General features: G+C 35.8%; 22 protein-coding genes and 2 other annotated features. Of the genes, 12 read left to right on the forward strand and 10 right to left on the reverse strand.

Annotation, left to right across the window (positions count from 1 at the left end; translation table 11 throughout):
- The first annotated feature begins 4 nt into the window (after positions 1 to 4).
- The 8 genes from B2C77_RS17275 to trpA all read left to right on the forward strand — a co-directional run bounded on the left by B2C77_RS17275 (position 5) and on the right by trpA (position 8,045).
- A complete protein-coding gene (locus B2C77_RS17275; protein WP_077706169.1) occupies positions 5 to 715 on the forward strand; it encodes a hypothetical protein in 711 nt (236 codons plus the stop codon).
- A gap of 308 nt (positions 716 to 1,023) precedes the next feature.
- Positions 1,024 to 1,273, forward strand: a binding site (T-box leader).
- A gap of 72 nt (positions 1,274 to 1,345) precedes the next feature.
- Positions 1,346 to 1,613: a binding site (T-box leader), on the forward strand.
- Between the two features lie 82 nt (positions 1,614 to 1,695).
- Positions 1,696 to 3,093 (forward strand): anthranilate synthase component I, encoded by a 1,398-nt coding sequence (gene trpE, locus B2C77_RS17285; RefSeq protein WP_077706171.1) that lies wholly within the window; start codon positions 1,696 to 1,698, stop codon positions 3,091 to 3,093.
- Complete coding sequence (locus B2C77_RS17290; RefSeq protein ID WP_077706172.1) at positions 3,074 to 3,673, forward strand: anthranilate synthase component II; 600 nt, start codon at positions 3,074 to 3,076, stop codon at positions 3,671 to 3,673. The genes trpE and B2C77_RS17290 overlap by 20 nt, the downstream gene beginning before the upstream one ends.
- Positions 3,657 to 4,682: an anthranilate phosphoribosyltransferase gene (trpD, locus tag B2C77_RS17295; protein WP_077706173.1), complete on the forward strand. Its 1,026-nt coding sequence runs from the start codon at positions 3,657 to 3,659 to the stop codon at positions 4,680 to 4,682. Before B2C77_RS17290 ends, trpD begins: the two co-directional genes overlap by 17 nt.
- The gene (gene trpC, locus B2C77_RS17300) at positions 4,683 to 5,474 is read left to right on the forward strand and encodes an indole-3-glycerol phosphate synthase TrpC (RefSeq protein WP_077706174.1); all 792 of its coding nucleotides are present in this window, start codon (positions 4,683 to 4,685) and stop codon (positions 5,472 to 5,474) included.
- Positions 5,464 to 6,096 (forward strand): phosphoribosylanthranilate isomerase, encoded by a 633-nt coding sequence (locus B2C77_RS17305; protein WP_077706175.1) that lies wholly within the window; start codon positions 5,464 to 5,466, stop codon positions 6,094 to 6,096. Before trpC ends, B2C77_RS17305 begins: the two co-directional genes overlap by 11 nt.
- On the forward strand, positions 6,074 to 7,270 hold the full coding sequence (trpB, locus tag B2C77_RS17310) for a tryptophan synthase subunit beta (RefSeq protein WP_077706176.1): 1,197 nt from the start codon (positions 6,074 to 6,076) through the stop codon (positions 7,268 to 7,270). The genes B2C77_RS17305 and trpB overlap by 23 nt, the downstream gene beginning before the upstream one ends.
- A gap of 1 nt (position 7,271) precedes the next feature.
- Positions 7,272 to 8,045 (forward strand): tryptophan synthase subunit alpha, encoded by a 774-nt coding sequence (trpA, locus tag B2C77_RS17315; RefSeq protein WP_077706177.1) that lies wholly within the window; start codon positions 7,272 to 7,274, stop codon positions 8,043 to 8,045.
- Positions 8,046 to 8,160: 115 nt separating this feature from the next.
- Here the strand turns inward: trpA and B2C77_RS17320 are convergent, their stop codons facing one another.
- Positions 8,161 to 9,132 carry an IS30 family transposase gene (locus B2C77_RS17320; protein ID WP_077706178.1) on the reverse strand — a complete coding sequence of 324 codons (972 nt, stop codon included), beginning with the start codon at positions 9,130 to 9,132 and terminating at the stop codon, positions 8,161 to 8,163.
- Positions 9,133 to 9,896: 764 nt separating this feature from the next.
- On the opposite strand from B2C77_RS17320, the gene B2C77_RS17325 reads away from it, so the two are divergent.
- The gene (locus B2C77_RS17325; RefSeq protein ID WP_077706179.1) at positions 9,897 to 11,180 is read left to right on the forward strand and encodes a glycosyltransferase family 2 protein; all 1,284 of its coding nucleotides are present in this window, start codon (positions 9,897 to 9,899) and stop codon (positions 11,178 to 11,180) included.
- Between the two features lie 251 nt (positions 11,181 to 11,431).
- Here the strand turns inward: B2C77_RS17325 and B2C77_RS17330 are convergent, their stop codons facing one another.
- The 5 genes from B2C77_RS17330 to B2C77_RS17350 form a co-directional block, all read right to left on the reverse strand.
- Positions 11,432 to 12,556, reverse strand: coding sequence for a DegT/DnrJ/EryC1/StrS family aminotransferase (locus B2C77_RS17330; RefSeq protein ID WP_077706180.1), 1,125 nt, complete (start codon positions 12,554 to 12,556; stop codon positions 11,432 to 11,434).
- Positions 12,557 to 12,562: 6 nt separating this feature from the next.
- Positions 12,563 to 13,882 carry a nucleotide sugar dehydrogenase gene (locus B2C77_RS17335; protein ID WP_077706181.1) on the reverse strand — a complete coding sequence of 440 codons (1,320 nt, stop codon included), beginning with the start codon at positions 13,880 to 13,882 and terminating at the stop codon, positions 12,563 to 12,565.
- 115 nt (positions 13,883 to 13,997) lie between these two features.
- Positions 13,998 to 15,002, reverse strand: a complete 1,005-nt coding sequence (locus B2C77_RS17340; RefSeq protein ID WP_077706182.1) for a glycosyltransferase family 4 protein — start codon at positions 15,000 to 15,002, stop codon at positions 13,998 to 14,000.
- Positions 15,003 to 15,049: 47 nt separating this feature from the next.
- Positions 15,050 to 16,270, reverse strand: coding sequence for a glycosyltransferase (locus B2C77_RS17345; RefSeq protein ID WP_176087362.1), 1,221 nt, complete (start codon positions 16,268 to 16,270; stop codon positions 15,050 to 15,052).
- 28 nt (positions 16,271 to 16,298) lie between these two features.
- Positions 16,299 to 17,495 (reverse strand): glycosyltransferase, encoded by a 1,197-nt coding sequence (locus B2C77_RS17350; RefSeq protein WP_077706184.1) that lies wholly within the window; start codon positions 17,493 to 17,495, stop codon positions 16,299 to 16,301.
- 143 nt (positions 17,496 to 17,638) lie between these two features.
- Between B2C77_RS17350 and B2C77_RS17355 the strand changes: the two genes are divergently transcribed.
- Positions 17,639 to 18,394 (forward strand): SDR family NAD(P)-dependent oxidoreductase, encoded by a 756-nt coding sequence (locus B2C77_RS17355; RefSeq protein ID WP_077706185.1) that lies wholly within the window; start codon positions 17,639 to 17,641, stop codon positions 18,392 to 18,394.
- Between the two features lie 21 nt (positions 18,395 to 18,415).
- The gene (locus B2C77_RS17360; RefSeq protein WP_254843994.1) at positions 18,416 to 19,393 is read left to right on the forward strand and encodes a dTDP-glucose 4,6-dehydratase; all 978 of its coding nucleotides are present in this window, start codon (positions 18,416 to 18,418) and stop codon (positions 19,391 to 19,393) included.
- A gap of 47 nt (positions 19,394 to 19,440) precedes the next feature.
- Here B2C77_RS17360 and B2C77_RS17365 read toward each other — a convergent pair whose 3' ends face one another.
- The gene (locus B2C77_RS17365; protein WP_077706186.1) at positions 19,441 to 20,655 is read right to left on the reverse strand and encodes a glycosyltransferase; all 1,215 of its coding nucleotides are present in this window, start codon (positions 20,653 to 20,655) and stop codon (positions 19,441 to 19,443) included.
- 144 nt (positions 20,656 to 20,799) lie between these two features.
- Between B2C77_RS17365 and wecB the strand changes: the two genes are divergently transcribed.
- Positions 20,800 to 21,873: a non-hydrolyzing UDP-N-acetylglucosamine 2-epimerase gene (wecB, locus tag B2C77_RS17370; RefSeq protein ID WP_077706187.1), complete on the forward strand. Its 1,074-nt coding sequence runs from the start codon at positions 20,800 to 20,802 to the stop codon at positions 21,871 to 21,873.
- A 213-nt stretch (positions 21,874 to 22,086) separates the two neighbouring features.
- On the opposite strand, the gene B2C77_RS17375 is transcribed toward wecB, so the two are convergent.
- From B2C77_RS17375 to B2C77_RS17385, 3 genes are all read right to left on the reverse strand, one after another.
- Positions 22,087 to 22,506: a D-glucuronyl C5-epimerase family protein gene (locus B2C77_RS17375; protein WP_077706188.1), complete on the reverse strand. Its 420-nt coding sequence runs from the start codon at positions 22,504 to 22,506 to the stop codon at positions 22,087 to 22,089.
- A 193-nt stretch (positions 22,507 to 22,699) separates the two neighbouring features.
- Positions 22,700 to 23,380 carry an acyltransferase gene (locus B2C77_RS17380; protein WP_077706189.1) on the reverse strand — a complete coding sequence of 227 codons (681 nt, stop codon included), beginning with the start codon at positions 23,378 to 23,380 and terminating at the stop codon, positions 22,700 to 22,702.
- An 18-nt stretch (positions 23,381 to 23,398) separates the two neighbouring features.
- A complete protein-coding gene (locus B2C77_RS17385; RefSeq protein ID WP_077706190.1) occupies positions 23,399 to 24,286 on the reverse strand; it encodes a glycosyltransferase in 888 nt (295 codons plus the stop codon).
- Between the last annotated feature and the right edge of the window lie 40 nt (positions 24,287 to 24,326).

Below are 24,326 nucleotides of genomic sequence, written 5' to 3' on the forward strand. Positions count from 1 at the left end.
TGTAATGTCCTCTAAAAAATATTACAAAAGTGTTGCGATGTCAGGAAACCAGGCAAAAAAATGCAAACCATACCCTAAGCGAAAATGTTTTAAAGATGACTGTTGTAAGCGCGAAACTTGTGAATGTAATTTTAAGAAGCCACAATTCAAGCCCGCAAAATTAACTAGTGATTGTGTTGTCGTTCATTCACTAGTAGGCTCAAAATCTGTTCAAAAGGTGGCAGAAACAACACTTCCCATTACTCTATTCCCAAATTTACTTGATACCGCTGATCTTGTTTCTGTAAATGTGGTGCCCAATTTAGATGAAATTACACAAAATGCCAGAATCATAAAAGATAAAGTAGTCAATATTGGATTAGTGCCAGCAACTATTTCTGTTACAATTGCAGGTGTAGCTTTACCAGACATTATAACAACAACTATCCCATTCCAAGCGCATACTGATTTCTTCGGCGCTTGTCCACAAGATATGCTACAGGAGACGCCACTTGAAGTAGAAGGAATCTTCACACAGCCAGGAGTAGAGGTTGTCGATGCTCTTGGTACGGGGCTTGTTGAGGGGATCTTAGTTAAAATTGTATTACGCACCCAAATTACAGTTACTAGGCAAGTTATCAAAGATCAACAAGGTAATGTATGCGAAATTAATCCCAACCGCTGTGAAATAACAGATACTCCATCATTCACTTTCCCAACACCAAACGGTGGCTAATAACAATACACTGAGTCGGTGACACTTATAAAGTGTTACCGATTCATTTCTTAAAAAAGTGACTTTACTTTAGAGCAACCTCGGTGCTAGCTCAAACAGCTTGGCTCATTTAAAATAACTATGGCTCTCATATCCGCAGGGATACTGAACTTTCCAAATACCGAAAAGCCTGCCCTTCATGCATACTCGCTTAATGGAAAATCCATATTATAATGAGAATAAAAATTCTTATCTGTCAAAAAAGTATTAAAAAAGGGTTGACTTTCAACATGAATTATCTTAATATTGTCATCAATAACTTAATCAATGTTAAAACAATGATGAAGAGTAGTAATCTAATTGAGCGCAAAAGAGAGCTGATGGATGGTGAGAATCAGTGTGTTTCATTAGATGAATGGACTTCGGAGTTTCCAAACCGAACCGTAATTGTAGTAGGCTTTGGCGAGTTAATCTCATCGTTATCTGAGAATTACATGAAGCTAAGTAAAGCTTCATGTAATAAAGTGAGTTGTATATATGCAGCTAATAAAGGTGGTACCACGGTCCCTCGTCCTTTGTCGGATGAGGGGTTTTTTGTATTTATAAAGGATACGGTTGAAGAAATTAGCATTAAATAACTCTGACAAAAAAGATAAATCGTTGCGTAAGAGAAGTAAGCATAGCAGAAGCATTGAAGAGAGCTAGCGGTGGTGGGATGCTAGCATGTGGAGTCTTGCTGAATGGACTTACAAGAGGTTTCCTGAAAAAACAGTAGGGAAACACGGAGTTCCGCCGTTATACGGATAGAATATCGGATAGGTGGGTCAGTTTACCGAATCCTCTCTCCTGTATTCGAAATAAAGATAAAAGGCTTATGCTTTTTAACAGAGGTGGCACCGCGGTTCCAATCGTCCTCTACAAACACCAATGATGTGTTTGTAGAGGATTTTTTATTTTACCCTTTAGGGCATTAAATGCTTATAGGAAAGGATGAAATTGCAATGGAAAAAGAAGCAGCATTTAAATTTATCAAACTTAATGCAGATACATTAACTCCTGTAGAATTATTTAAGCGATTAACAGGCAAGAAAAAATTCTTGTTAGAAAGCACCTTGCAGCACGAAAAGAAAGGAAAGTTTTCCTTTCTTGGTTGCGATCCTTATGAAGAGATTATTGGTTTTGGTAATACAACTAAGCATATTGATCTTGTCAATCATACAACTAAAACCATCCAACAAAACGCTTTAACTTATATGGAAAGGAATCTTCCCCACATATCCATTGATCTACCACTCCCCTTTTACGGTGGAGCAATTGGCTATGTTGGCTATGATACTATTCGAGCCAGCGAGCATATTGGAGAAGCGTTAACGAATGATGTAAACATGCCTGATATCCATCTTATGCTTTATAAAAATGTTCTCGTGTTCGATCACACAAGTGAAATCCTATATGTCATAGCAATTCAAGTGGGTGCGAAGCCCGAAAACTTAGAAAATCAACTGGCAAATTTGCAAAATCAAATTAATGATGCGAAATATACAAGTGCTTCACAAGAAGCACCTATTACCTTTTATCCTGAAATAACAAAAGAAGCCTTTCAGCAAAAAATTACAACAGCAAAAAAACATATCCAACAAGGTGACATATTCCAAGTTGTTTTATCTCAGCGTATGAAAGCAACCGTTAGGGGGGATACGTTCTCATTTTATCGTCAACTCCGAAAGGCGAATCCATCCCCATATATGTTTTATATCGATTTTGAACATTATCTTATTCTCGGGGCATCACCAGAAAGTTTAATTGAAACTCGTGGTAGGAGTATCATGACAAATCCAATTGCAGGAACAAAGCCTCGTGGGAAAACCCCCCTTGAGGATGCACAACAAATGGATGACCTACTGAAGGATGAAAAAGAAATTGCTGAACATCGCATGCTCATTGATTTGAGTAGAAATGATCTAGGACGTATATGTGAAGTTGGAAGTATTAGCATTCCAACCTATATGACAATTGAAAAATACCAACACGTTATGCATATTGTCTCAGAAGTGCATGGAACACTTCGAAATAGATACAACTCATTTACTGCTTTAAAATCCTGCTTGCCTGCTGGGACTGTCACTGGAGCACCAAAGATTAGAGCGATGCAAATCATTAATCAGCTAGAAAAAACAAGAAGAGGCTTCTACGGTGGAGGCATTGGCTTTATCAACTACAACCATGACTTAACAATGGCGCTCGCAATTCGATCCATCATCGTTACCGGTAAACACGCTTATCTACAAACTGGAGCTGGCATTGTACATGATTCTGATCCAGAGAAGGAGTATATGGAAACATTGTTTAAAGCCAAATCCCTTATGGAGGTGTCTATAAATGATTGTGTTAATAGATAATTTTGATTCATTTACTTATAACATCTTCCAATATGTCTCTAAAGAGGGCTTTCATGTTCACGTTGTTAGAAATAACAACATTACACTCAATGAGATAAATATTCTTAATCCTGAAGCAATTATTATATCACCAGGACCTGGCCTTCCAGAACAAACAGGAGCCTGTCCAGAAATAGTTAAAAACTTTTATCAGAAAATTCCTATTTTAGGTGTATGCTTGGGTCACCAAATTATCGGTGAGGCATTGGGAGCTTCCCTTCAACCGTCTAACCAAATAATGCATGGTAAAACATCACTTATTACGCATAATGGATCTGGGATTTTTCAATACTTATCGCAACCACTTGAAGTCATGCGCTATCACTCATACGTTATTGAGGCGAATTCCCTCCCACAACAGCTTGAGCTAGTGGCAACATCGCTTGAAGACAATGAAGTTATGGCTATTCAGCACACTTTTTATCCAGTATACGGCGTGCAATTTCATCCTGAATCTATCGGTACAACTTCAGGAAACAGAATAATGCATAACTTTTTACAAAAAATTAGAAAGGAGACTTCATATGAGAAATTACCTTAAAAAATTAATCCAAGGTCATCATCTAAATTTTCATGAGATGAAGAATGTTACACTCTCCTGCATCAATAATTATACAACAGAATCCGAAATAGCAGCTTTACTAACTGCATTGCAAATAAAAGGAGAAACATCTGATGAAATAGCTGGCTTAGTAGAAGTAATTCGCTCTCGATCACTATATAATACTACAAATGTAAAAAATGTCATGGACAATTGTGGAACCGGAGGAGATATGTCAGGGAGTTTTAATATTAGTACAACTTCTGCATTTGTAATTGCTGGTACAGGTGTGCCAATTGCAAAGCATGGAAATCGTAGTATTTCAAGTAAAACTGGAAGTGCTGATGTCTTAGAAACACTTGGAGTTTCTCTATTTTTCACACCGGCACAGGTAGAAGAATCGTTAGATAAAAATAAGATTGTCTTTTTATTTGCTCCCCACGTGCATAACGCATTAAAGTCATTTTCCAAGGTTCGTAAAGACTTAGGACTACCAACCATTTTTAATATCATTGGTCCCTTAATCAATCCAGTTATGCTGCATTCGCAGTTTATCGGTGTTTACCGTAAAGAAAAACTTGAAATCGTAGCTCAAACCTTGCATAAATTAGGGAGAAAGCGTGCTATCGTTGTCAATGGTGCTAATGGTATGGATGAAGCTTCCCTTTCAGGAGTAAACCATCTTATCCTGCTTGAAGATGGGAAACTAAAACCTTTCACTTTGCATCCAGAAGAAGTTGGATTACCAATGTATCCCAACGAAGAAATTCAGGGTGGTGACGCTAAGAAAAACGCTGCCATTATGAAAGACGTTTTGCAAGGGAATTCAAGCGCTTATTTAGATACTGTCCTTCTAAATGCAGGTCTGGGCCTTTACGCACATGGAACAGCATCTTCTATACAACAAGGAGTGGAATTAGCGAATGAAAGTGTCCGTTCGGGAAAAGCACTAGCTTGCCTATTAAACTTGGTGGATTTTAGCAAGAAATGCACAAGAGAGGTGATTTAAATGACTATTTTAGAAAAAATTATAGCACACAAGCAAATGGAGGTGGATAAGCTTTTGGAGGAAGCCAGGCTTTTTGATATGAGTAAACAACCGGTTCCTTTCAAAAATAGAGTGACTACTTCCAACGAGGTACAGATTATTTCTGAAATCAAACGTTCCTCTCCTTCAAAAGGAGATATAAAAGCGGAGGTCCATCCAGTTACACTGGCTAAACAGTATGAGGCTTACGGTGCAGTAGCGATATCTGTACTCACCGACAACGTTTTTTTTAAGGGGTCGATGAAGGATTTGCAAGCTGTTGCAGAAGTGGTGCAAATACCTGTCTTATGCAAAGATTTTATCATTCATACCGTACAAATCGATCAAGCTAAAGCAGCTGGCGCCTCCATCATATTATTAATTGCAGCTGCATTATCCAAACAAAAATTACATGAATTATATCATTATGCTACCGAAAAAGGACTTGAGGTTATTTGTGAAGTACATCAAATGGAAGAATTAGAAGCCATATTAGAACTAGACCCTGCAATTATTGGAATTAATAACCGGAATTTAAAAACCTTTGAAGTAGATTTACAAACAACAGTTAAACTAGCATCTCATATTAAAAATAAAAACACTTTAATTATTAGTGAAAGTGGAATTAGTACCCGTTCTGATGCACTTTTAGCACGAGATGCTGGTGCAGAAGCACTACTTATAGGTGAAACATTAATGCGTTCGACTAACTTATTTGAAACTTATCATACATTAAAGGTTTCCAAGATAAGGAGGATGCACGATGCTCGTTAAAATATGTGGCATTCAATCCGTTGCTGCTGCTCGGGCAGCTGTCGAAGCAGGAGCAGACTTCATTGGCTTTGTGTTTGCCGAAAGCAAGCGATCGATCACTCCTAAAGCTGCTGCTACCATCGCAAACACCCTCCCCCATTCAATAAAGAAGGTTGGCGTGTTTGTAAACGAAACTGTTGACATTATGAATACAATCGCTGCACATGTCCCACTTGACTATATCCAACTTCACGGTCAAGAAACCGCTGCTGTAGCTGCAAAACTAACATGTAAAATAATTAGAGCGTATCCGGTCGATGACGAAAATGTATCTTGTATTAAACCATTTCCTTGCAATTTCTACTTGTTAGATGGCCCAGTAGGAAAAAGACCTGGGGGTAACGGGATGACTTTTAATTGGAGTATACTCAATCATTTATCCATTCCAAAGGACAACATAATGATTGCTGGTGGACTAACACCTGAGAACGTTCATTCCGCTATAGAAGCCCTTCAACCATTCGCTGTTGATGTCTCAAGTGGAGTAGAAACAAACGGTAAGAAAGATTTTGAAAAGATAAATCAATTTATAGTTCATGCTAAACGAAAGGATGAATTCGATGCCAACCTACACAATGCCTGATGTAAATGGAAAGTTCGGTAAATTCGGAGGAAGATACGTTCCAGAAACACTTATGCCCGCTTTACTTGAGTTAGAGCAAGCTTATGAAGAAGCAATGAATGATCCAACATTTACAAAAGAATTAAATGATTATATGACCCAATATATTGGTAGAGAAACTCCATTATATTATGCAAGGAATCTCACGAAGCGGTTTGCAGGACCACACATATATCTAAAGCGTGAGGATTTAAACCATACAGGAGCACATAAAATAAATAATACGATCGGTCAAGCTTTGTTGACGTGCCGAATGGGCAAGAAAAAAGTTGTTGCAGAAACTGGTGCTGGACAACATGGAGTAGCTACTGCAACAGTTTGCTCCCTACTTGGTCTGAAATGTGTTGTATTTATGGGAGAAGCAGATATGCGCAGACAAAAACTTAATGTATTTAGGATGGAACTATTAGGTGCTGAAGTACGCAGTGTTAAAAATGGGAGTGGTACTTTAAAAGATGCAGTCAATGATGCCCTAAGGTATTGGGTGGCAAATGTTGAAGATACGCATTATATTCTTGGTTCTGTTGTGGGACCTCATCCATTCCCAAAAATTGTCCGCGATTTTCAATCTATTATTGGAAAGGAAACGAAGAACCAAATGCTTCAGAAGCACGGTTCATTACCAGATGCTATCGTTGCATGTATTGGCGGGGGAAGCAATGCCATGGGAATTTTTTATCCCTTTATAGAAGATAAGGATGTAAAGTTATATGGTGTAGAGGCAGGAGGAGTCGGGATAGATACCAACCAGCATGCATCTGTATTAGTAAGACCAAACCCTGGGATCCTGCATGGGACAATGACAAATTTACTGCAAGATGATCATGGACAAATTCAAGAAGCTTTTTCGATTTCCGCTGGTCTAGACTACCCTGGTGTTGGACCTGAGCATAGCCATTTAAATGATACAGGACGGGTAATATATGAATCAATTACTGACGATAAAGCTGTGTCTGCATTCCAAACATTATCTCAGACTGAAGGCATTATTCCAGCATTAGAAAGCGCGCATGCGATTGCTTTTGTAGAGAAACTAGCTAAACGAATGACCCCCGCGCAAACGCTTGTAGTTTGTCTTTCAGGCCGCGGTGATAAAGATGTCGAACAAATAAAACAAATATTGGAGGAGAAATAATATGGGGAAAGAAAAATTAACCAATCACCTTCACCAACTACAAAACGAAAGTAAAAATCTTTTTGTTCCCTATATTATGGCTGGCGATGGTGGATTGGATAAATTAGAGGAAAATATCCAACTTTTGCAAAATTGCGGTGTCGCTGCTATAGAAGTAGGTGTTCCATTTTCTGATCCCGTTGCAGATGGGCCAACAATACAAAACGCTGGTAAGCGTTCACTTGAAAATGGCACGACATTGACAGCAGTATTACAAAAGTTAGAATTATTTAAAGCTAAGCGTACAGTACCAATCATTGTTATGACCTATATAAACCTTATATATAAGTATGGCGTGAGCCGTTTTGCTAAATCCTGTGTGCAAGCTGGAATAGATGGTTTAATTATTCCAGACCTCCCCATCGAAGAGGAAAAAATGGTAACAGACGTATTAAATCAGCAATCCATAGCACTTATAAGACTTGTTGCTTTAACAAGCTCAAAGGATAGAATTAAAATGTTAGCCAATCGCTCTGACGGATTTCTTTACGCTGTCACTGTTACTGGGACAACTGGGGAAAGAACAACTTACGAAAAAAAAGTAAAAACATATCTTTACCAATTAAAACAGCAAAGCCCTGTTCCTGTTCTAGCTGGATTTGGTATATCCACAAGTGAACAGGCTATAGAACTAGCTTCATATTGCGATGGTGTTATCGTTGGAAGTAAAATCGTAGATCTTTTTCATCAAGGAAAAACAGCAGAAATTAAACAACTCATACAAACAAGTATTTAAAAAAAGGGTTATACCCCAAACATGCTAAATGAGTAGCACAAACCCATAGTCATGGATCTGTGCTACTCTTTTTTACACTATAGGAACGTATAAGATTTTTTATAGTTTTGATTTGTCAAATTAAGCGAGACAACATGTTTTGATCAAATTCTTTATCGACATGGGACATGAAACACTCCATCGGTGTTTTGTAACCTAATGATTTTCTTGGAATATTGTTTCGTCTAAGTGCTACTTCAGAAATATACATTTGGGTTATGGGGTTGAAATCCATATCCTTTGGTAGCCCATTTCTTCGAAGCAGACCGTTGGAATGCTCATTCAATCCTCTTTGTGAAGGGGTTCCAGGATCTGCAAAATAAATATCAATATCTTGCTTATTACTGATAGATTTCCAATTAGAAAACTCTTTACCACAGTCGAAAATAATCGATTTAAACAAGTGTTTCGGCAGTGGAGCGAGCCAGTCATTAAGCGATGATTCAACATTAGCAGCTCTTCTTCCTTCTGGCTTAATGGCAATGATACATTTTGTTAATCGCTCAACCAATGTGATGACAGCACTTTTATGGTGGCGACCAACAATCGTGTCTCCTTCTAGGTGACCAAATTCTTTCTTGTAATTCGGATGGTCATTGTCTCGGTCTTGAATGCCGCGTCTAAAGCTTTGTTTCCCTCTTTTTTCCTTGTAGCCATTTGGCTTGCGTTTGCCTTGCATAGGTAAAGTATTCACATCAAATTCGCCTGCTTCAAACTTACGATAAAGGGTACGCATGCTACAGAAAATAGGTCTTTCATTCCGACCGATGATGACATCAGGCGTCCAACCGTCACAGGCTTTTTCTTCAATGTAGGCTCTTTCTTCATCTGTTAACTGCGTTCTTTTTCGACCGCATTTAGCTTTGTTCGCTTTATAGTTCAAATGAATATCTATCGCAGTTAGACCGTTTTTCAATTCGCGAATCACACGATATATAGTTTCATGACCACGCTTTAATTTTTCAGCAATTTTTCGACCTGATAGACCAAATTCAAGATATTCCGCTATGAATATGAGCTCTGTTTTGGTAAGATGGGTATAGGACATGTCAGATACACTCTCCTTAACTTTGGTTGGTTTTGATTGAGTATATCATGGCATGTCTTTTTTGTATTGCATGGTGTCATCTCTTTGAAGTTACAATATCACACTAACCACAGCTTTAGCTGCCTGCCCTTGACCGCCGTGCCCATTCTTAGTGATCGCTGGAAGGGGGTCGGGGCCCCACCAGCGGAGCTTAGAATGGATTGTCCGTGGTACGCTATTCATGCGGATGTTGCCTTATGGCATTTTTTCAACCATCCGCCGTTTACATCTCACCACGGACACAAACAAGGTCAAGGGTGGTGGTAGGGTGACTTCACTTAAAGCCTAAATCTGATGACAATGTTTTATGTGTCTCGCTTAATTTTACAATCTAGGAGTATAAGAAAAACAAAGACTTTCAATAACACGAAAAGAGTATTATGAGAAATTTCATCTAGCAATTGAAGTTTACTATGCTGAAAAGAAAAATCAAATAGTAACATCAAATGAGAAGCTATGAATCGTGGCGAAAACTACATAGTTCAAATCATGTTTAAATTAGATACATTTATAACTTATTTCCGCAGAATCTTCCGAGTTAATAAAACCTGATTAACTAGTATCTTTGCTAGCAGCTAATCCCCTTCACTTACATTATTCAAAAAGCATATACTGCTATAACTTGTATCTAAAATCAGGAGTAACTATTTTATATCTCTGTAACTGTAAATGCCGACAATATCTGTTAAAGTTACGACCTTTTTATTATAGAGACGGAGGTTTATATGTTGAAAGATATTTCAGTTATCATTATTTTCCCTTTCAGCCAAAAAGTACTTCAACAAATGTTAGTGTCTTTGCGAAAACTCCAAGCAAGAATAAGTTCCGTTATCGTCATACAAGCTACAAATATAACTCTTAACAAAAATCAGGTGAATGATTGGTTAAACGATATATGCTTTATTACTAGTAAAAACAATGAATTAGCACATACATTAGATAATATAATGGATCAGACAAATAACCGTTATGTTTTATTCCTTTCTCATACACATTGTTTATCCGCTTCTGTAAACTCAGAAATGCTTCAGCTAGAACAACCAAAGACTGTATTAACAACTGGGTATCGTTTCAGAAATCATGCTATTTACCTGCCACTTTTAGCATTAAGTAAGTATATAAAAAAAATAGGAGGTTTCACCAACATCCACCCCCCATTTAATGAAGCATTTTTACCTGCTTGGCTCGCAAATTTAGATAAATCAAGTCAATTAACTATAGAAAATCTCATTAATCCATCAGTGGAAACAAGAAACACTACTACAAGCGCAAAATATATGATAGCGCAAAAATATCAATTTAAAAAAGAAAATCTGACCAGCCCCTCTCTATCTGTACTCATATCCAATTATAATATGGAAAAATATGTGGATATCGCAGTTGCTTCCTGTCTATTACAAAACATGCCATTTGATCAAATACTAATTATCGATGATGGATCGACAGATTACTCCTTAAAAAAACTATTACAATGGGATAGAAATAAACAGGTGAAATTAATTACTAAAAAAAATGAAGGGAAGGCGAAAGCTCTTAATACGCTACTCCCCTATATTACATCAGAATTCATCTTAGAGCTTGATGCAGATGATTGGCTTGATCCGAATGCAGTAGCCATGATAAAGAAGCACCTATTAGAGCTTCCTGAAAATTCGTCTTTACTCTATGGTAATTTTAGAAGATGGAAACAAATAAATGATGAGGTTTTTTTCAAAGGAATTAAAAAAGGGAAACAAATTCACAGGCCTGCTGAATTGCTAACCTATTCTTTTCCTCTTGGACCAAGAATATATCGAACCTCTACTTTAAAAAGTACAGGTGGCTTTCTAATCAATGACTTTGAAAATGGCAGACTGTATGAAGATGTAAGTACGCTATTGCAATTAATAAAGCACTCTAAATTAAATTACAGCAATTTCACTATCTATAATATTAGAGAACATCAAGAAAGTATTACCACAATAAACCGTAGTAAATGGAGTGAGTATTTGAATCATATAGATCTGTAAACAAGCAGAAGTTAAAATAACTATTTAGAGTTATCTCATAACTTTATGGTGAACTGAATAGGTTTAGGACTAGTCAGGTAGTCAACGTTACTTACGACTTCGCCATTCGCAACAAGATTTACCTTCCTTTCATAACGTAAAATGGAATGATCCATGTTTCCTTTTCAATTATCTTAGTATTCTCCCTTCATGGGTAAAAAAATAAAAATTCCCATAAAGATTACATCTTTATGGGAACAAAATTATTTTATTTAAGGTTTTCGATTTAAAAAATCTAATACTGTTGAAATCACATACATTTGCTTTTGAATAGATAACATTGGATAAATTGGCAGAGCAAGCGTTCTTTTCGCGGCTTTTTCTGCAACTGGCAAATCTCCTGCTTTATAATTTAGATAATCAAAAGCGGCCTGCAAATGTAAAGGAATCGGGTAATAAATAGAAGAAGCAATTCCATTATTTTTTAAATTTAGAGCAAGTTCGTCTCTCTTATCTAATTCAATACAATATTGGTGAAAGGTATGCGCTTTATTTTCTGGTATAGTTGGACTTTTTATTAGATTATGAAAGCTGTCTGTATATCTCCTTGCGACTTCCTTTCGCTGATGCAAAAAAATATCTAAATATTTTAGTTTAACTAATAAGGTTGCAGCCTGAAATTCATCAAGCCTACTATTCATACCAATTGTTGAATGATAATATTTTGTTTTACTTCCATGATTCCTAAGTCGGCAAATCTGTTCATATAAATTTCTTTGATTCGTAGTTACCATCCCAGCATCACCAAAAGCGCCGAGATTTTTGGAAGGAAAAAAGGAGAAACAACCGATATCACTAATTGCCCCTGCTTTTTCCCCATTATATTCTGCTCCTAGCGCTTGACACGCATCTTCAATAACTTTTAAATCATTTTTTTTAGCAATATCCATAATTTCTTCCATTTTAGCAACTTGACCGTATAAATGAACTACGATAATACCTTTTGTTTTTTTAGTTATCGCTTTTTCAACTTTTATAGGATCTATATTGTACGTTTCTTCTTCAATATCTACAAAAACAGGGGTCGCGCCAACTCTTGCAATGGCCTCTGCAGTAGCAAAAAAAGTAAATGGAGTAGTAATCACTTCATCGCCATATCCAATATTTAAAGCTTGAAGGGATAACTCTAAGGCATCCGTTCCATTTGCTACCCCAGCTGCATAGCTTGCTCCCACATAATGAGCTACTTCCCTTTCTAGTTTTTCTCCTTTTTCTCCTAATATATATATACCACTATCAAGTACGTCAGTTAATTCCTGTATAATTAATTTTCTTATTAAATCTAACTCTTCCTTTAAATCTACCATTGGAATAGGAGTTAATTTATCGTTAGACATAATAACTCACAGCCTCTCCTTTATATCATCGTTACCTATACTTCTATAAGTAATTCCAAGCCTTTGAATCTCATTTTTACTTAATTTATTTCGTCCATCTAAAATAATCCTACAGCTTATAAATTTTTTGAAATCTAAACTCGCATACGCTTTATGAAAGGCTTGAAGAATTACCGCATCCATTTTTGAAGTAAATTCACTCTGTAAAGATAAAGGAGAAACACCATATTGTTTTATTTCACTATTTGTAAATAAAGGATCATTTACGAACACATTTGCTCTTAATTTGATTAATCGATCAATTAAAAGTAATGTGGTAGATTTGGTTGGTTCCTTTACATTTTCCCTATATGCTAAACCAAGGATAAGAACATTTTTGTCTGTTAAGCTGCCAACTTCCTCTTCCACCTTATTAATTGCATAATCAGCCATGCTATCATTAATCATGCGAGCCATTGGAGTTATCCCTTTTGTCAAACCTTTATTAATAAAAAAATACGGGTATATTGGAATACAATGTCCTCCAACGCCAATTCCAGGCTCATGTAAATAGGAATAAGGCTGACTATTACTGGCTTTCCTTACTTCAGACATATTTACACCGATTTTTTCCGTAAACTTTGCAAGCTCATTTGCAAGCGCAATATTTACATCCCTGTACACACATTCTGCAACTTTAGAAAACTCTGCTGTTTCTAATGAACTCACTTCAATTAGCTTACAATTTAATGCTTTTTTATAGAAATCTACAGCTAATTCCAGACTCTTCTCATTGATTCCGCCAACTATCTTTGGATATTTTTTTAAATCTTCTATTATTCGATTAGAATAAACTCTTTCCGGACTATAAGCGAGGTAGAATTCTTCTCCTAAGCGTAACCCGGATAGTTCTTCTAGCTTTTTTCCAAACCGATATTGTGTATCACCAGGAGGAATAGTTGTTTCAAAAATGACTAACGTACCTTCTTTCATTCCTCTAGCTATTTCTTTAACGGCAGCATCTATAAATTGATAATCTACATTGTATTGATTATCGATTAGTACGGGAACAATCACAATCACTATATTCGATTTGGCAACGGCTTCAGCTGTCTCTGTAGTTGCTGACAATGTTTTACTGTTATAAGCAGCAGCAACCAATTGATCTAATCCAGGTTCATTTGTAATATGAGATTTGCCTTGATTAATGGTAGCTACAACATCTTCATTAATATCGGAGCCATAGACGTTAAAATGATTATTTGCAAACACTGCAGCCAATGTTAGTCCAATTTTACCAAGCCCCACTACAGTTACATTCGCTAATGTCTCCTCTTGATTTGTCATTACGATTCACCTACATTTCTACAAAGAAAGATAATATACTATACGAATACATTTATAAAATGATTGGACATTAGCAATAGGATTACAAATTCAAGTTTTTCCTGTAAGGTTGTGGTTATAATTGGTTGTAAACTTCAAGATAGCGATTAGCAACAATTTGTGAATCATGATATATTTCAATATATTCTCTCCCCTTTTTTCCAATTTCCTCCCATCTATCAGGACTTTGAATGAGTTTCTTTAATACGCTAGTAATCGTAGAAGGAGTTGCGTTTACAACTGGAATTTCCCCGGGATACTTTCCCCTTACATCCTCCCTTATATAGCATATAACGGGCTTTCCAAATGCCATAGCTTCTGAACTAATATATCCGCTAGCCCCAATTCGTAATTGATCTATAACAATATCTGATTGAGACAACAAATCCTTCGTCTCTTCATATGTCAATCCTTCGAGTAATTTAAACTGAAAAGATATTCCCAATTGCTTTAATTCATCCACAGCATGTAATATAAATTCTGTTCCTTTAAGATTACGCGATGTAGGAGCATGCACCACGAGTGGTGCTCTGTTATTTACATCTGGATAGATGGGCTTAAACTCACGGATATTAATGGCATGCGGAATTACATGGGTATGTTTATAGACGTGCGAGGTATATTCTTGCAATTCAGGGTCTTGAACGATGGCATGGTCCATATAAGATGATAACGTCGCTAAATTGTTATTTATTTTTTCTTCCGTCCATTCAGGTTTAACACGGACATATGGATTGAAACGCTTTGCAACGGATAACAATCGAACATCCGAACCATGGTGATGAACAACCATTTTCTTTCCAGCTTGTTTTAAAATAGCTAAATCCCTTTTGTCAGGAAAAAAAGTTTCTCCAAAATGAAAGTGAAAAATGTGGTAAGTTTGTATCGCCTCGTAGAAGAATTCGGTAACTTTTTCTTCTCTTTCATTAGGTGGATAGGAGTTTAAATGAAGGCAAATATCCGGTTGGAATTTATATCTGTTATCACTAAAGTGACATGCTGTTGCTTCTATCCCTTTGTCTCGTAATCCCCGACATAATTCAATCATAGGAGCACCATAAGGCAAGTGTAAAACTCTCATAAACATTCCCCTTTCAGCTTCGTAACATTTAATCCACGCTTTATTATTCAAAAGTCATTCGTTAATTGCTCATAAACCTTCCTGAGCCTATTTTCCATATGCTCCCAGCTAAACATAGCCTCCATGATTCCACGTGCTTTGTAACTCATTTTATCAAGCTTATTATTAGCTAAGCTGACTAAGGCTTCTGCATAATCCTCTGCAGTAGCCCTTTTTTTGGGAACGACATAACCACAGTTATAGGTTTGAATAAATTCCATCATATCTTTACATTGATTTACTAAAACAGGGATGCCATTATTTAAATAACTAAAGAATTTATTTGGCATGGCAAAATCATTATTCAAGGAGTGTTTTGCATCCAAATCAATCCATCCTATATCTACATCTTTCATCGCTTCTGGTATACAATTCAAATCCAACCAACCAGTAAATTGGATATATTCACTTATATTGGTAAGGTCGGGAAGCTCAACATCATAGTTAGTTTTCTTCCAGCCTCCAATGATTTTAGCGTGTATAGTCCTTTGTTTATTAGCTAACTCCAACATTTGAATAAATTTGTCAAAGCTACCTCTTTTCTTACCCAGGGTACCTTCATACACAATCGTTAATTCAGAATTTGACCTTCTTTTTGGCACATATTCATGAGCAAGCGGTGGAGAATTATAAATAATTTCTACGGGAAGACTAGCATTCAAAGACAAATGCCACTCCTTAATAGATTCAGATACAGTAATCAAGTAATCTATCTCTTTTACCATTATTTTCAGCATGCGATTTTTTATTTTTAAGACTTGTATTGGTTGCTCTATCAAAGGGTCAGGGTCTAATTCATGGCTATCATAGATTAACTTACACGATTTTCCCTCTAACAATAGGGTGCGTTTGATAATGACGCCCGAATAAAGAGAACAAAACTCGTGGGCATGATAAATGTCCGCATTCTGCTCTATTCCAAGTTGTGTTAACATATCTATAAACCTGTGTGTCTTTTTCGACTGGAGATTGTGATCCAATGTTTTAATATTTTTTTCGAAAAATATCTGCTCATAGGTGATTATTTTTACACCTTCATGATAAAACGTAGGTTCTAGAAAGCTTTCCGTAAACCTACCACCGTCAATATCAAAAAGATAGCCGTTTATTCTAGGTACAATCATCGTTACTCGATATCCTCGTGCCACCAAACTTTTGGCTTCCTTTTTAAAAATACGAGCGTCTAAAAAAGGATGCTCCGTTACTAAAAAACAAACATCTACCTGCATCGTACACCCCCAGAAATAGTAGCACCTACTAAGACAGTAGATATGGCAATGAATTGGCATCTACGGATTGATAAACTGACAACAATCTTTTTTCCATATGTTCCCAGCTGTAAGTAGCCTCCATTACCTTTCTAGCATTTTTTTTCATTGTCTCCCATTCATCCGGGTGCTGTTCCACATATTTTATCGTTTCTATATAATCTAAAGAGCTTGGTGTTAACTTATCAATGACAATCCCGCAGTGATGCGTTTTGATAAACTTCTCTAAATCACTACATTTGTTGGCTACAACAGGGATTCCATTATTTAAAAAACTGAACAGCTTATGAGGCATGTTAAAGGCATTATTCAGCGAACTGGAAGGATCTAGATCGATGAAACCAAGATCCACATCTGACATAGTCAATGGCAAAGATTGGTAGTCCACCCACCCTGTTAGTTTTATTCTAGATTGTAAGTGATTCGGGATTAAAAGCATCTCATTCCCGTATCTTGAACCACCAATGATCTTAAATTGAATACCTTTCTTTCCATTATAATCACTGGTAATCGCTTTTATTTTCTCAAAAGTTTCTTTTGATATATTCCCCTCATGTGCGATCACAAACGAGTCATCAGAGGTACTTTTCTCCTTGATAGTTGGTGTTAATGGAGGAGCATTATAGATGACTTCTACAGGCAATAATGGATTTATAGCTAGATACCAGGCTTTAATCGAATCAGATACTGTAATAATAAAGTCAACCTCTTTAATATTTTCTTGGAGCATCTTCATCCAATTTTGTTTTGTTTCAGCATTTATTTTTGAAGACATTGGATCAGGGGTTATTTGTCTACTATCATAGATTAATTTAACTTGTTTATTTTGCTGTTCTTTTAAGGTACGCTTTATTTCTTTCCCATATGAAAAAGAATTCAGTTCATGAGCATGATAAAAATCCGCCTCCTCTTTCAGTCCTAGTTGAAAAAGCGGATCGACTAAATAGTCAGAAGATCGCTTTTCACTATCATAGGCAATGACCTTCATACCGTGATAATGAAAAATTTCATCACGAAATTGATTGGAAAAAGGTTTTCCATCAATATGAAATAAAAAACCATTTTTCCGTGGGGCAAGGATGGTAACATCATAACCATGCTTTACGAGACTTTTGGCCTCACATTCAAATATACGGGAGTCTAGAAAGGGAAGGTAACATAGGAGCATGCACACCTTTCGTTTCAATTTTAAAACCTCATTTCTTGAACAGAATTTTTATCTAATACTATAAAGTATTAACAACCAAACTAAAACATTCATACATATAATTGAATGCATTCTCATTGCATTATTTGTTTACGGCTATATGAGAAATTGGAGGATAGCTTATGGATTTGCAATTAAAGGGCAAGAAAGTACTTGTCACTGGCGGTTCAAGAGGAATTGGTAAAGCAATAGCTGCATCCTTCTTAAAAGAAGGCGCTGACGTCGGAATTGTAGCTAGAACAAAATATGAACTCGAAGAAGTAAACAAAGAACTGGATGTGAGAATTTACACGAATGATCTCACAAATGATTACCAAAGAAAACAATTAATTACTGATTTTATAACCGATTTCAATGGGATAGATATCCTCATTAATAATGCAGGGGCTAGCTATGGAAAAACTGTCTCAGAAACATCCCCCATTCTTTTTCACAAAACGATGAACCTCAACTTTATCGCTGCCGTTCACTTAAGCCAATTAGTAAGTCAGCACATGATAACACAAGGAGAAGGCGTAATTATAAACATTTCCTCTATTTACGGCAAGGAAGCAGGTGGCGTACCGGCTTATAATGCTTCAAAAGCCGCTTTAAATAGTTTTACAAAATCTTTCAGCTCTGAAGTCATAAAGTATAATATTCGGGTCGTCGGTATTGCCCCTGGTGCTATCTTCCACCCAAATAAGGAGTGGACACGTCGAATAAAAAACGATCCTGATTTTTTAGATAATTACGCCAAATCCAACATACCTGCAGGGAGACTTGGTAAGCCAGAGGAAGTTGGTAATATTGCTGTATTTCTGGCCTCGAACAAAGCGGCTTGGATTGTAGGTTCTACAATCAGCGTAGATGGCGGGCAATCACGAATGAACTATTAACATGGAAATACGAGAAGGGAAGTGGCAAATCTGAAACGTGTACCACTGGAGAACAGTACCATTTTAATTGTTGGCGGAGCCGGTTTTATTGGAAGTCATTTAGTAGATCATTTATTAGAAAAAAAAGCTAAAGAAATCATTATTATTGATAATCTTTTTACTGGTACTCAAAATAACCTAACATCCGCATTAGCAAAGAATGCAATACTTTACATCGATAATGCTGAAAACCAAGAAGCTTTAAACTACATTATGGAAAAGCATACTATCGACATTGTTTTTAATTGTGCAACCAAAGCATTGAACTATTCATTTATGAACCCAGCTGATGCTTTTTTAACAAACGTTATTGTCTTAAAGAATTTATTAGAATTACAGCGTAAAGAGCTATTTCACACACTTTGTCATTTCTCATCATCAGAAGCATATGGTTCTTCTCAATACCAGCCGATGGATGAAAATCATCCATTAGATCCGACAACGACTTATGCTGCAGGTAAAGCTGCTGCTGATTTAATGTTAACGTCTTATGTAAAAATGTTTAATTTAGATGCTTTTATCGTTCGACCTTTTAATAACTACGGACCTAGACAAAGCTTCACAGGACCTTTAGCTGGTGTTATTCCCACTACAATTAAAAAAATACTAGCTGATGAAACTCCAGAGATACATGGCACTGGTCAACAAACAAGAGACTATATTTATGTAAAAGATACTGTTGATATGGTAGTTAAATTGTATCCGTTGATTCCTTCGGGAGATACTGTAAACATTACGACTGATCAACAGTTATCCATTCAATATATCATTGAAACAATCATTGATGAAATGAATTATAATGGTGAAGTCCTAAAAAAGCCAAATAGAACATCTGATGTTACTAGTCATAGAGGCTCCGTAGAAAAATTGCGGAAATTAATTGGCACTTATAATAAAACCGACTTCAAGGATGGAATTGCCTCGACGATAAATTGGGTGAAACGCCATGCCACAAAGTAAATTCTTATGAACGCATGACAAAGAGAGAACAGAAACGATGATGTTAATTACGGGATTAAGCGATGGTACACATTCTTTAGTCTGTTCTCCATTTTCTCCCAGCAATAGATTTCTTCCATTACTTTTCTAGCGTTTAAGCTCATTTGTTTCAACATTTTCTTATTGCTGGCTAAATACAGCATAGCTTCTGCATAGTCTGAAGCTGTAGCATGTTTTTTATTAATTACTAATCCACAACGATGAGTCCGTAGAAAAGATTCCATCTCATGGCATTGGTTTACTACAATCGGAACACCATTATTTAAAAAGCTGAAAAACTTATTTGGCATCGCATAAGAACGATTAAGCGAAGTATTTAACTCTTCATAATCGATCCAACCTATTTCTACGTCTTTCATATGCTGTGAAATAGAATAATAGTCCACCCATCCAGTTAACTTAATTTTATCGCTTAAATGATTAGGGAGTTCAAATGTTTCACCAAACCTTGTTCCACCTATAATCTTGAATTGAAAATCGATGGAAGTGGCGCATTGTTCAGTAATCTGTATAATTTTATTTTTACTACCTCTTTTATAATCAATATTACCTTCATAACAAGCTATGAGTCCCTTTCCAGTAAATTCTTTGGTTTGATAGTTTTTAGCTAATGGATGTGAATTATAAATGACCTCTACAGAAAATGTGGGGTCTTGAGAAAGGAACCATGATTTTATGGAATGGGAAATAGTAATGATTTGATCTACTTCCTTCAGCATAACCAGTAGCTTTTCTTTCAAGTTATTGCGGTGATTTACGTGATTTCTCGAATCAAAGGGATCCGGAGTTAATTCATGACTGTCGTAGATTAATTTTACTTTTTTATTTCTTTGTTTCAATAATCTTTTCACACCTATTCCAGCAAAAAGGGATAAATATTCATGAACATGATAAATATCTGCATCTTGTTGTATCCCAAGCTCTGTTAATGGGTTATTAAAACCTTTCTCCCACTGAGAAACAGGGGCTACGACTTTACTTAATGGTGCTCTGCTTTCTTCAAAATCGTAAGTAACTATTTTAATTCCCTCATAAGTAAACGTTTTAGAAGTAAATTTATCTTTCAAAGGTGTACCATCAATGTCAAATAAATATCCATCTTTTCTAGGAACAATTAGTGTTACATCATAACCCAATTTTAATAGGCTTTTGGCTTCACGTTTGAAAATTCTCGAATCTAAGAATGGGTGTTCTGCTACAAGCATGCATACTTTTCTAGACATATTTCATGCCCCTTTCCTTTGTTCTTAATAACAACTCTTTTTTTATTATATTTTTTATTTTTGCGGTTCATGCGCAACAATTGTTTAGTAGAATATAAATATTTATAACCATCTAATGTAACCCTTAGATAGAAAGGAGAAAAAATGAAGATATTAACTGTTGTGGGCGCAAGGCCTCAGTTTATTAAAGCATCCATGCTGTCTAAAGCAATCAAGGCACAGTCAAAGATAGAGGAAATTATGGTACACACAGGTCAACATTATGATCATAATATGTCTACCATCTTTTTTGACCAATTAAAACTTACTAAACCAGATTATTATTTAGGTATAGGCTCTGGCTCTCATGGAGAGCAAACCGCTAAAATGCTATTCGAATTAGAGAAGATTATGCTTAGTGTTCAACCCGATATTGTAATCGTATATGGAGATACGAATTCGACACTAGCAGGGAGCATTGCGGCATCAAAAATTCATATCCCGATAGCACATGTGGAAGCTGGTTTACGTAGCTTCAATAAAAAAATGCCTGAAGAAATTAATAGAATCATTACCGACCATTTATCACATTTATTATTTTGCCCATCGAAAACTGCCATTCATAATCTAAAGCAGGAGGGCATTGACAAAGAGGTTTATTTAACGGGAGATATCATGTACGATGCCGTTATACACTTTAAAGATCCTGCAATTCAACAATCAACCATTCTAAATGATCTATCACTTACAGCTGGTAACTATTTTATTGCAACTGTTCACCGGGCTGAAAACTCGGATGAACCTGAGCGTTTAAAGCAAATACTAACAGCGTTTCAACGACTAGATAAAACAATCATTCTTCCGTTACATCCTAGAACTAAAAATAAAATTCAACACTTTAAACTTGATCATTTCATTACTTCATCTCATATAAAGACAATAGATCCCGTAAATTATTTTGATATGTTGACATTAGTTTCTCAAGCAAAAGCCATTTTAACGGATTCGGGCGGTTTACAAAAAGAAGCATATATGCTCAGAATTCCATGTATTACGCTAAGAGAAGAAACAGAATGGATGGAGACTGTACAGACCGGTTGGAATCATCTTGCAGGATATAAAACAAATCAAATATTAGATAAAGTTAATCATCTTAAACTCCCCCATTATTCTCCTTCCATTTTTGGTGATGGAAGGACTGCTCACGTGATTCATAATATCCTACTCCATTCATTTTAAAGACGATGATCCCTCTCCAACGAGTGGTTTACACATCGTATAACCAAAAACTAGCGATGAAAGACGCTGGCTTCTAATATGACTTTAACCTGATCCGAACAAGTGCACACTTGTTCAGATCAGGTTTGTAGCAAATACATATATCCCATACACTTTCAAAACCATTCATAAACATATAAGAGGTGCGTATATCATCCTTTTCTTTATTTGTAACTATATAGTAAATCTTTTCCCCTCTAAATAACCTTTCCATCTTTGCAATACCTTGTTCATTTTTGTGTCCTTTTCTATCGAGTTTAAAGCAGCTAATAAATGAATATGAGTAATATGATACCCCCAGTTAGCTACATTTGGATACCCTCCATCCGTTGTATATTGCGTTAAATCATAGGCTGTACAGTACCCCAAATCATATAAAGGTAGCATTCTTTTTAGTGAAATAATTCCTTCTCGATATAATTTTTTTGTTTCTATATCACCAGTTAGTTTATAAAGATCATATAATCCAATTAACGCAAACATGAAACCGTTTAAAATAAAACTAGGTGGATCTGTAGGACATTCCTCGTAGAACATGTATTTACCTTCAAATTTAGCTAGTATTCCATTTTTTTCTGAGGGGATGTTAAAAATAGGAGTAGCTCTTCAATGTATTCTTAGTGTTTAACCATTCTTTTTCTAAATCGTATCCTTTTTCCAGTAAAGTAATAGGAATAAAAAAATTTTCTTTCCAATTGCTTCGTATTGATTGTGCATCAAAACTTTAATATCCTTAAGTTCTTCTATCATTTCATCAACTCTTTTCAACCTTAAATTTAGTCATGCATTACGATAAATCTATTCTCTTTGCTGGAACACCAACAGCAACTATCCTATCTTCTAAATCCTTAGTAACAACAGAACCTGCGCCTACTATTGTTTCTTTTCCAATTTTTATCCCTGGCAATAGTGATGCGTTATTGCCAATTTTAGCTCCATGTTTAATATACGGGCCTTTTAAATTGTAGCTCTGCGCTCCCATATATTTATCATTAGCCATGGATACACAGGGACCAATAAATACATTATCTTCTATTACGGTATCTCCTGTCACATACGATTGTGTTTGGATCGTACATGATTTTCCAATTTTTGTATTCAATTCAACTATTGCTGCTCGACCAATAACAGTTTCATCTCCAACTATAGTATTTTCTCTTATACTTGCATGATCACCAATAAATACGTTCTCACCAACTCGTGTACTAGAATAAATAGAGACTAGATGCCCAATTCGCGTGCCACTCTCAATTACTAATTCGGTAAAATTAGAAGTTTTTCTCATTCTTTTATTAACCGTTGGCTTAATACCAAGAACGCAATTACAGCCAGTACTTACATTATTACCAATCTTTGTTCCTCGTAAGATGACAGAGTTATGACCTATTATCACATTATCACCAATATGGACATCATCCTCGATGATAACGTTATCACCAAACTGTGCGGTGTCCGATATATGAGACAAGCAAAAAACCTCCTCATTCTATAATGGATAGTTTAGTTTTCTTTCTATTATCTTGACTAACTGTTGCGCTCTATGTTGAACAGTATGATGTTGATGAACAAATTGATATCCTTGTTCAACTATTTGTTTCCGTTCCGCTTCATGCGATAAAAAATAATCTGCCTTTGCTGCAAAATTATTTTCATCTATTGCTATAAAATGTACATCAGGAATAAAACCAATATCTTCTAGTTCTTTAAAGGTAGGTGCTAATAACAAAGTTTTACAAGCCAACGCTTCAAAGTATTTGATAACTGGATAATTAAATTTAGATGGGCAAGTAAAAAATAAGATTGATCTGTTCAATTCTTTCGCATAATTCTCTCCTATTACCTCATTGTTATCTTTTTCTCTAAAATATTGATAACCTGGATGCTTGTGATAAATGAAATTAGCGTTTCCTTCATACGCCTTAATAATCTTTTGTCTTAAAGGATATAAATCCGTTACGGCACCCATTAATAATAACTTGATATCTTTTTTCAACTCATAGTTCTTATATATTTCTGTATTAACGAAATGTGGAAACCACTCCATTTTATTCTGATATTCAGAATATATTTGAAGAAATTTATCCCTGATCACAGAAAATAAATACGTAATATTATTTTTTTCAATAAAATTTCGTCTAAGACTTACAAAACGGTGAACATCATTAACAAATAATCCTGTGGGTATATGAATATGAGCAAGCCCTTTTATCATTGGTGACATTTTCCTATCCATATCATTTAAAATTAGTATAAAATCCGGTTTAACGTCTAGTCGATTAATAATATAGTCAATGTGTCCAGATTCTCTCCATAACATCAAGTTCACCAAATTTTTTAGCTCTTGTTCTAAATAATGAAAATTTCTATTAATCATTTTTGAGGTGTCTTTTGCAATAAAGAGTAAATTGATCTTA

The sequence above is a fragment of the Virgibacillus dokdonensis genome, assembly GCF_900166595.1.
Lineage (GTDB): Bacteria > Bacillota > Bacilli > Bacillales > Amphibacillaceae > Virgibacillus > Virgibacillus dokdonensis.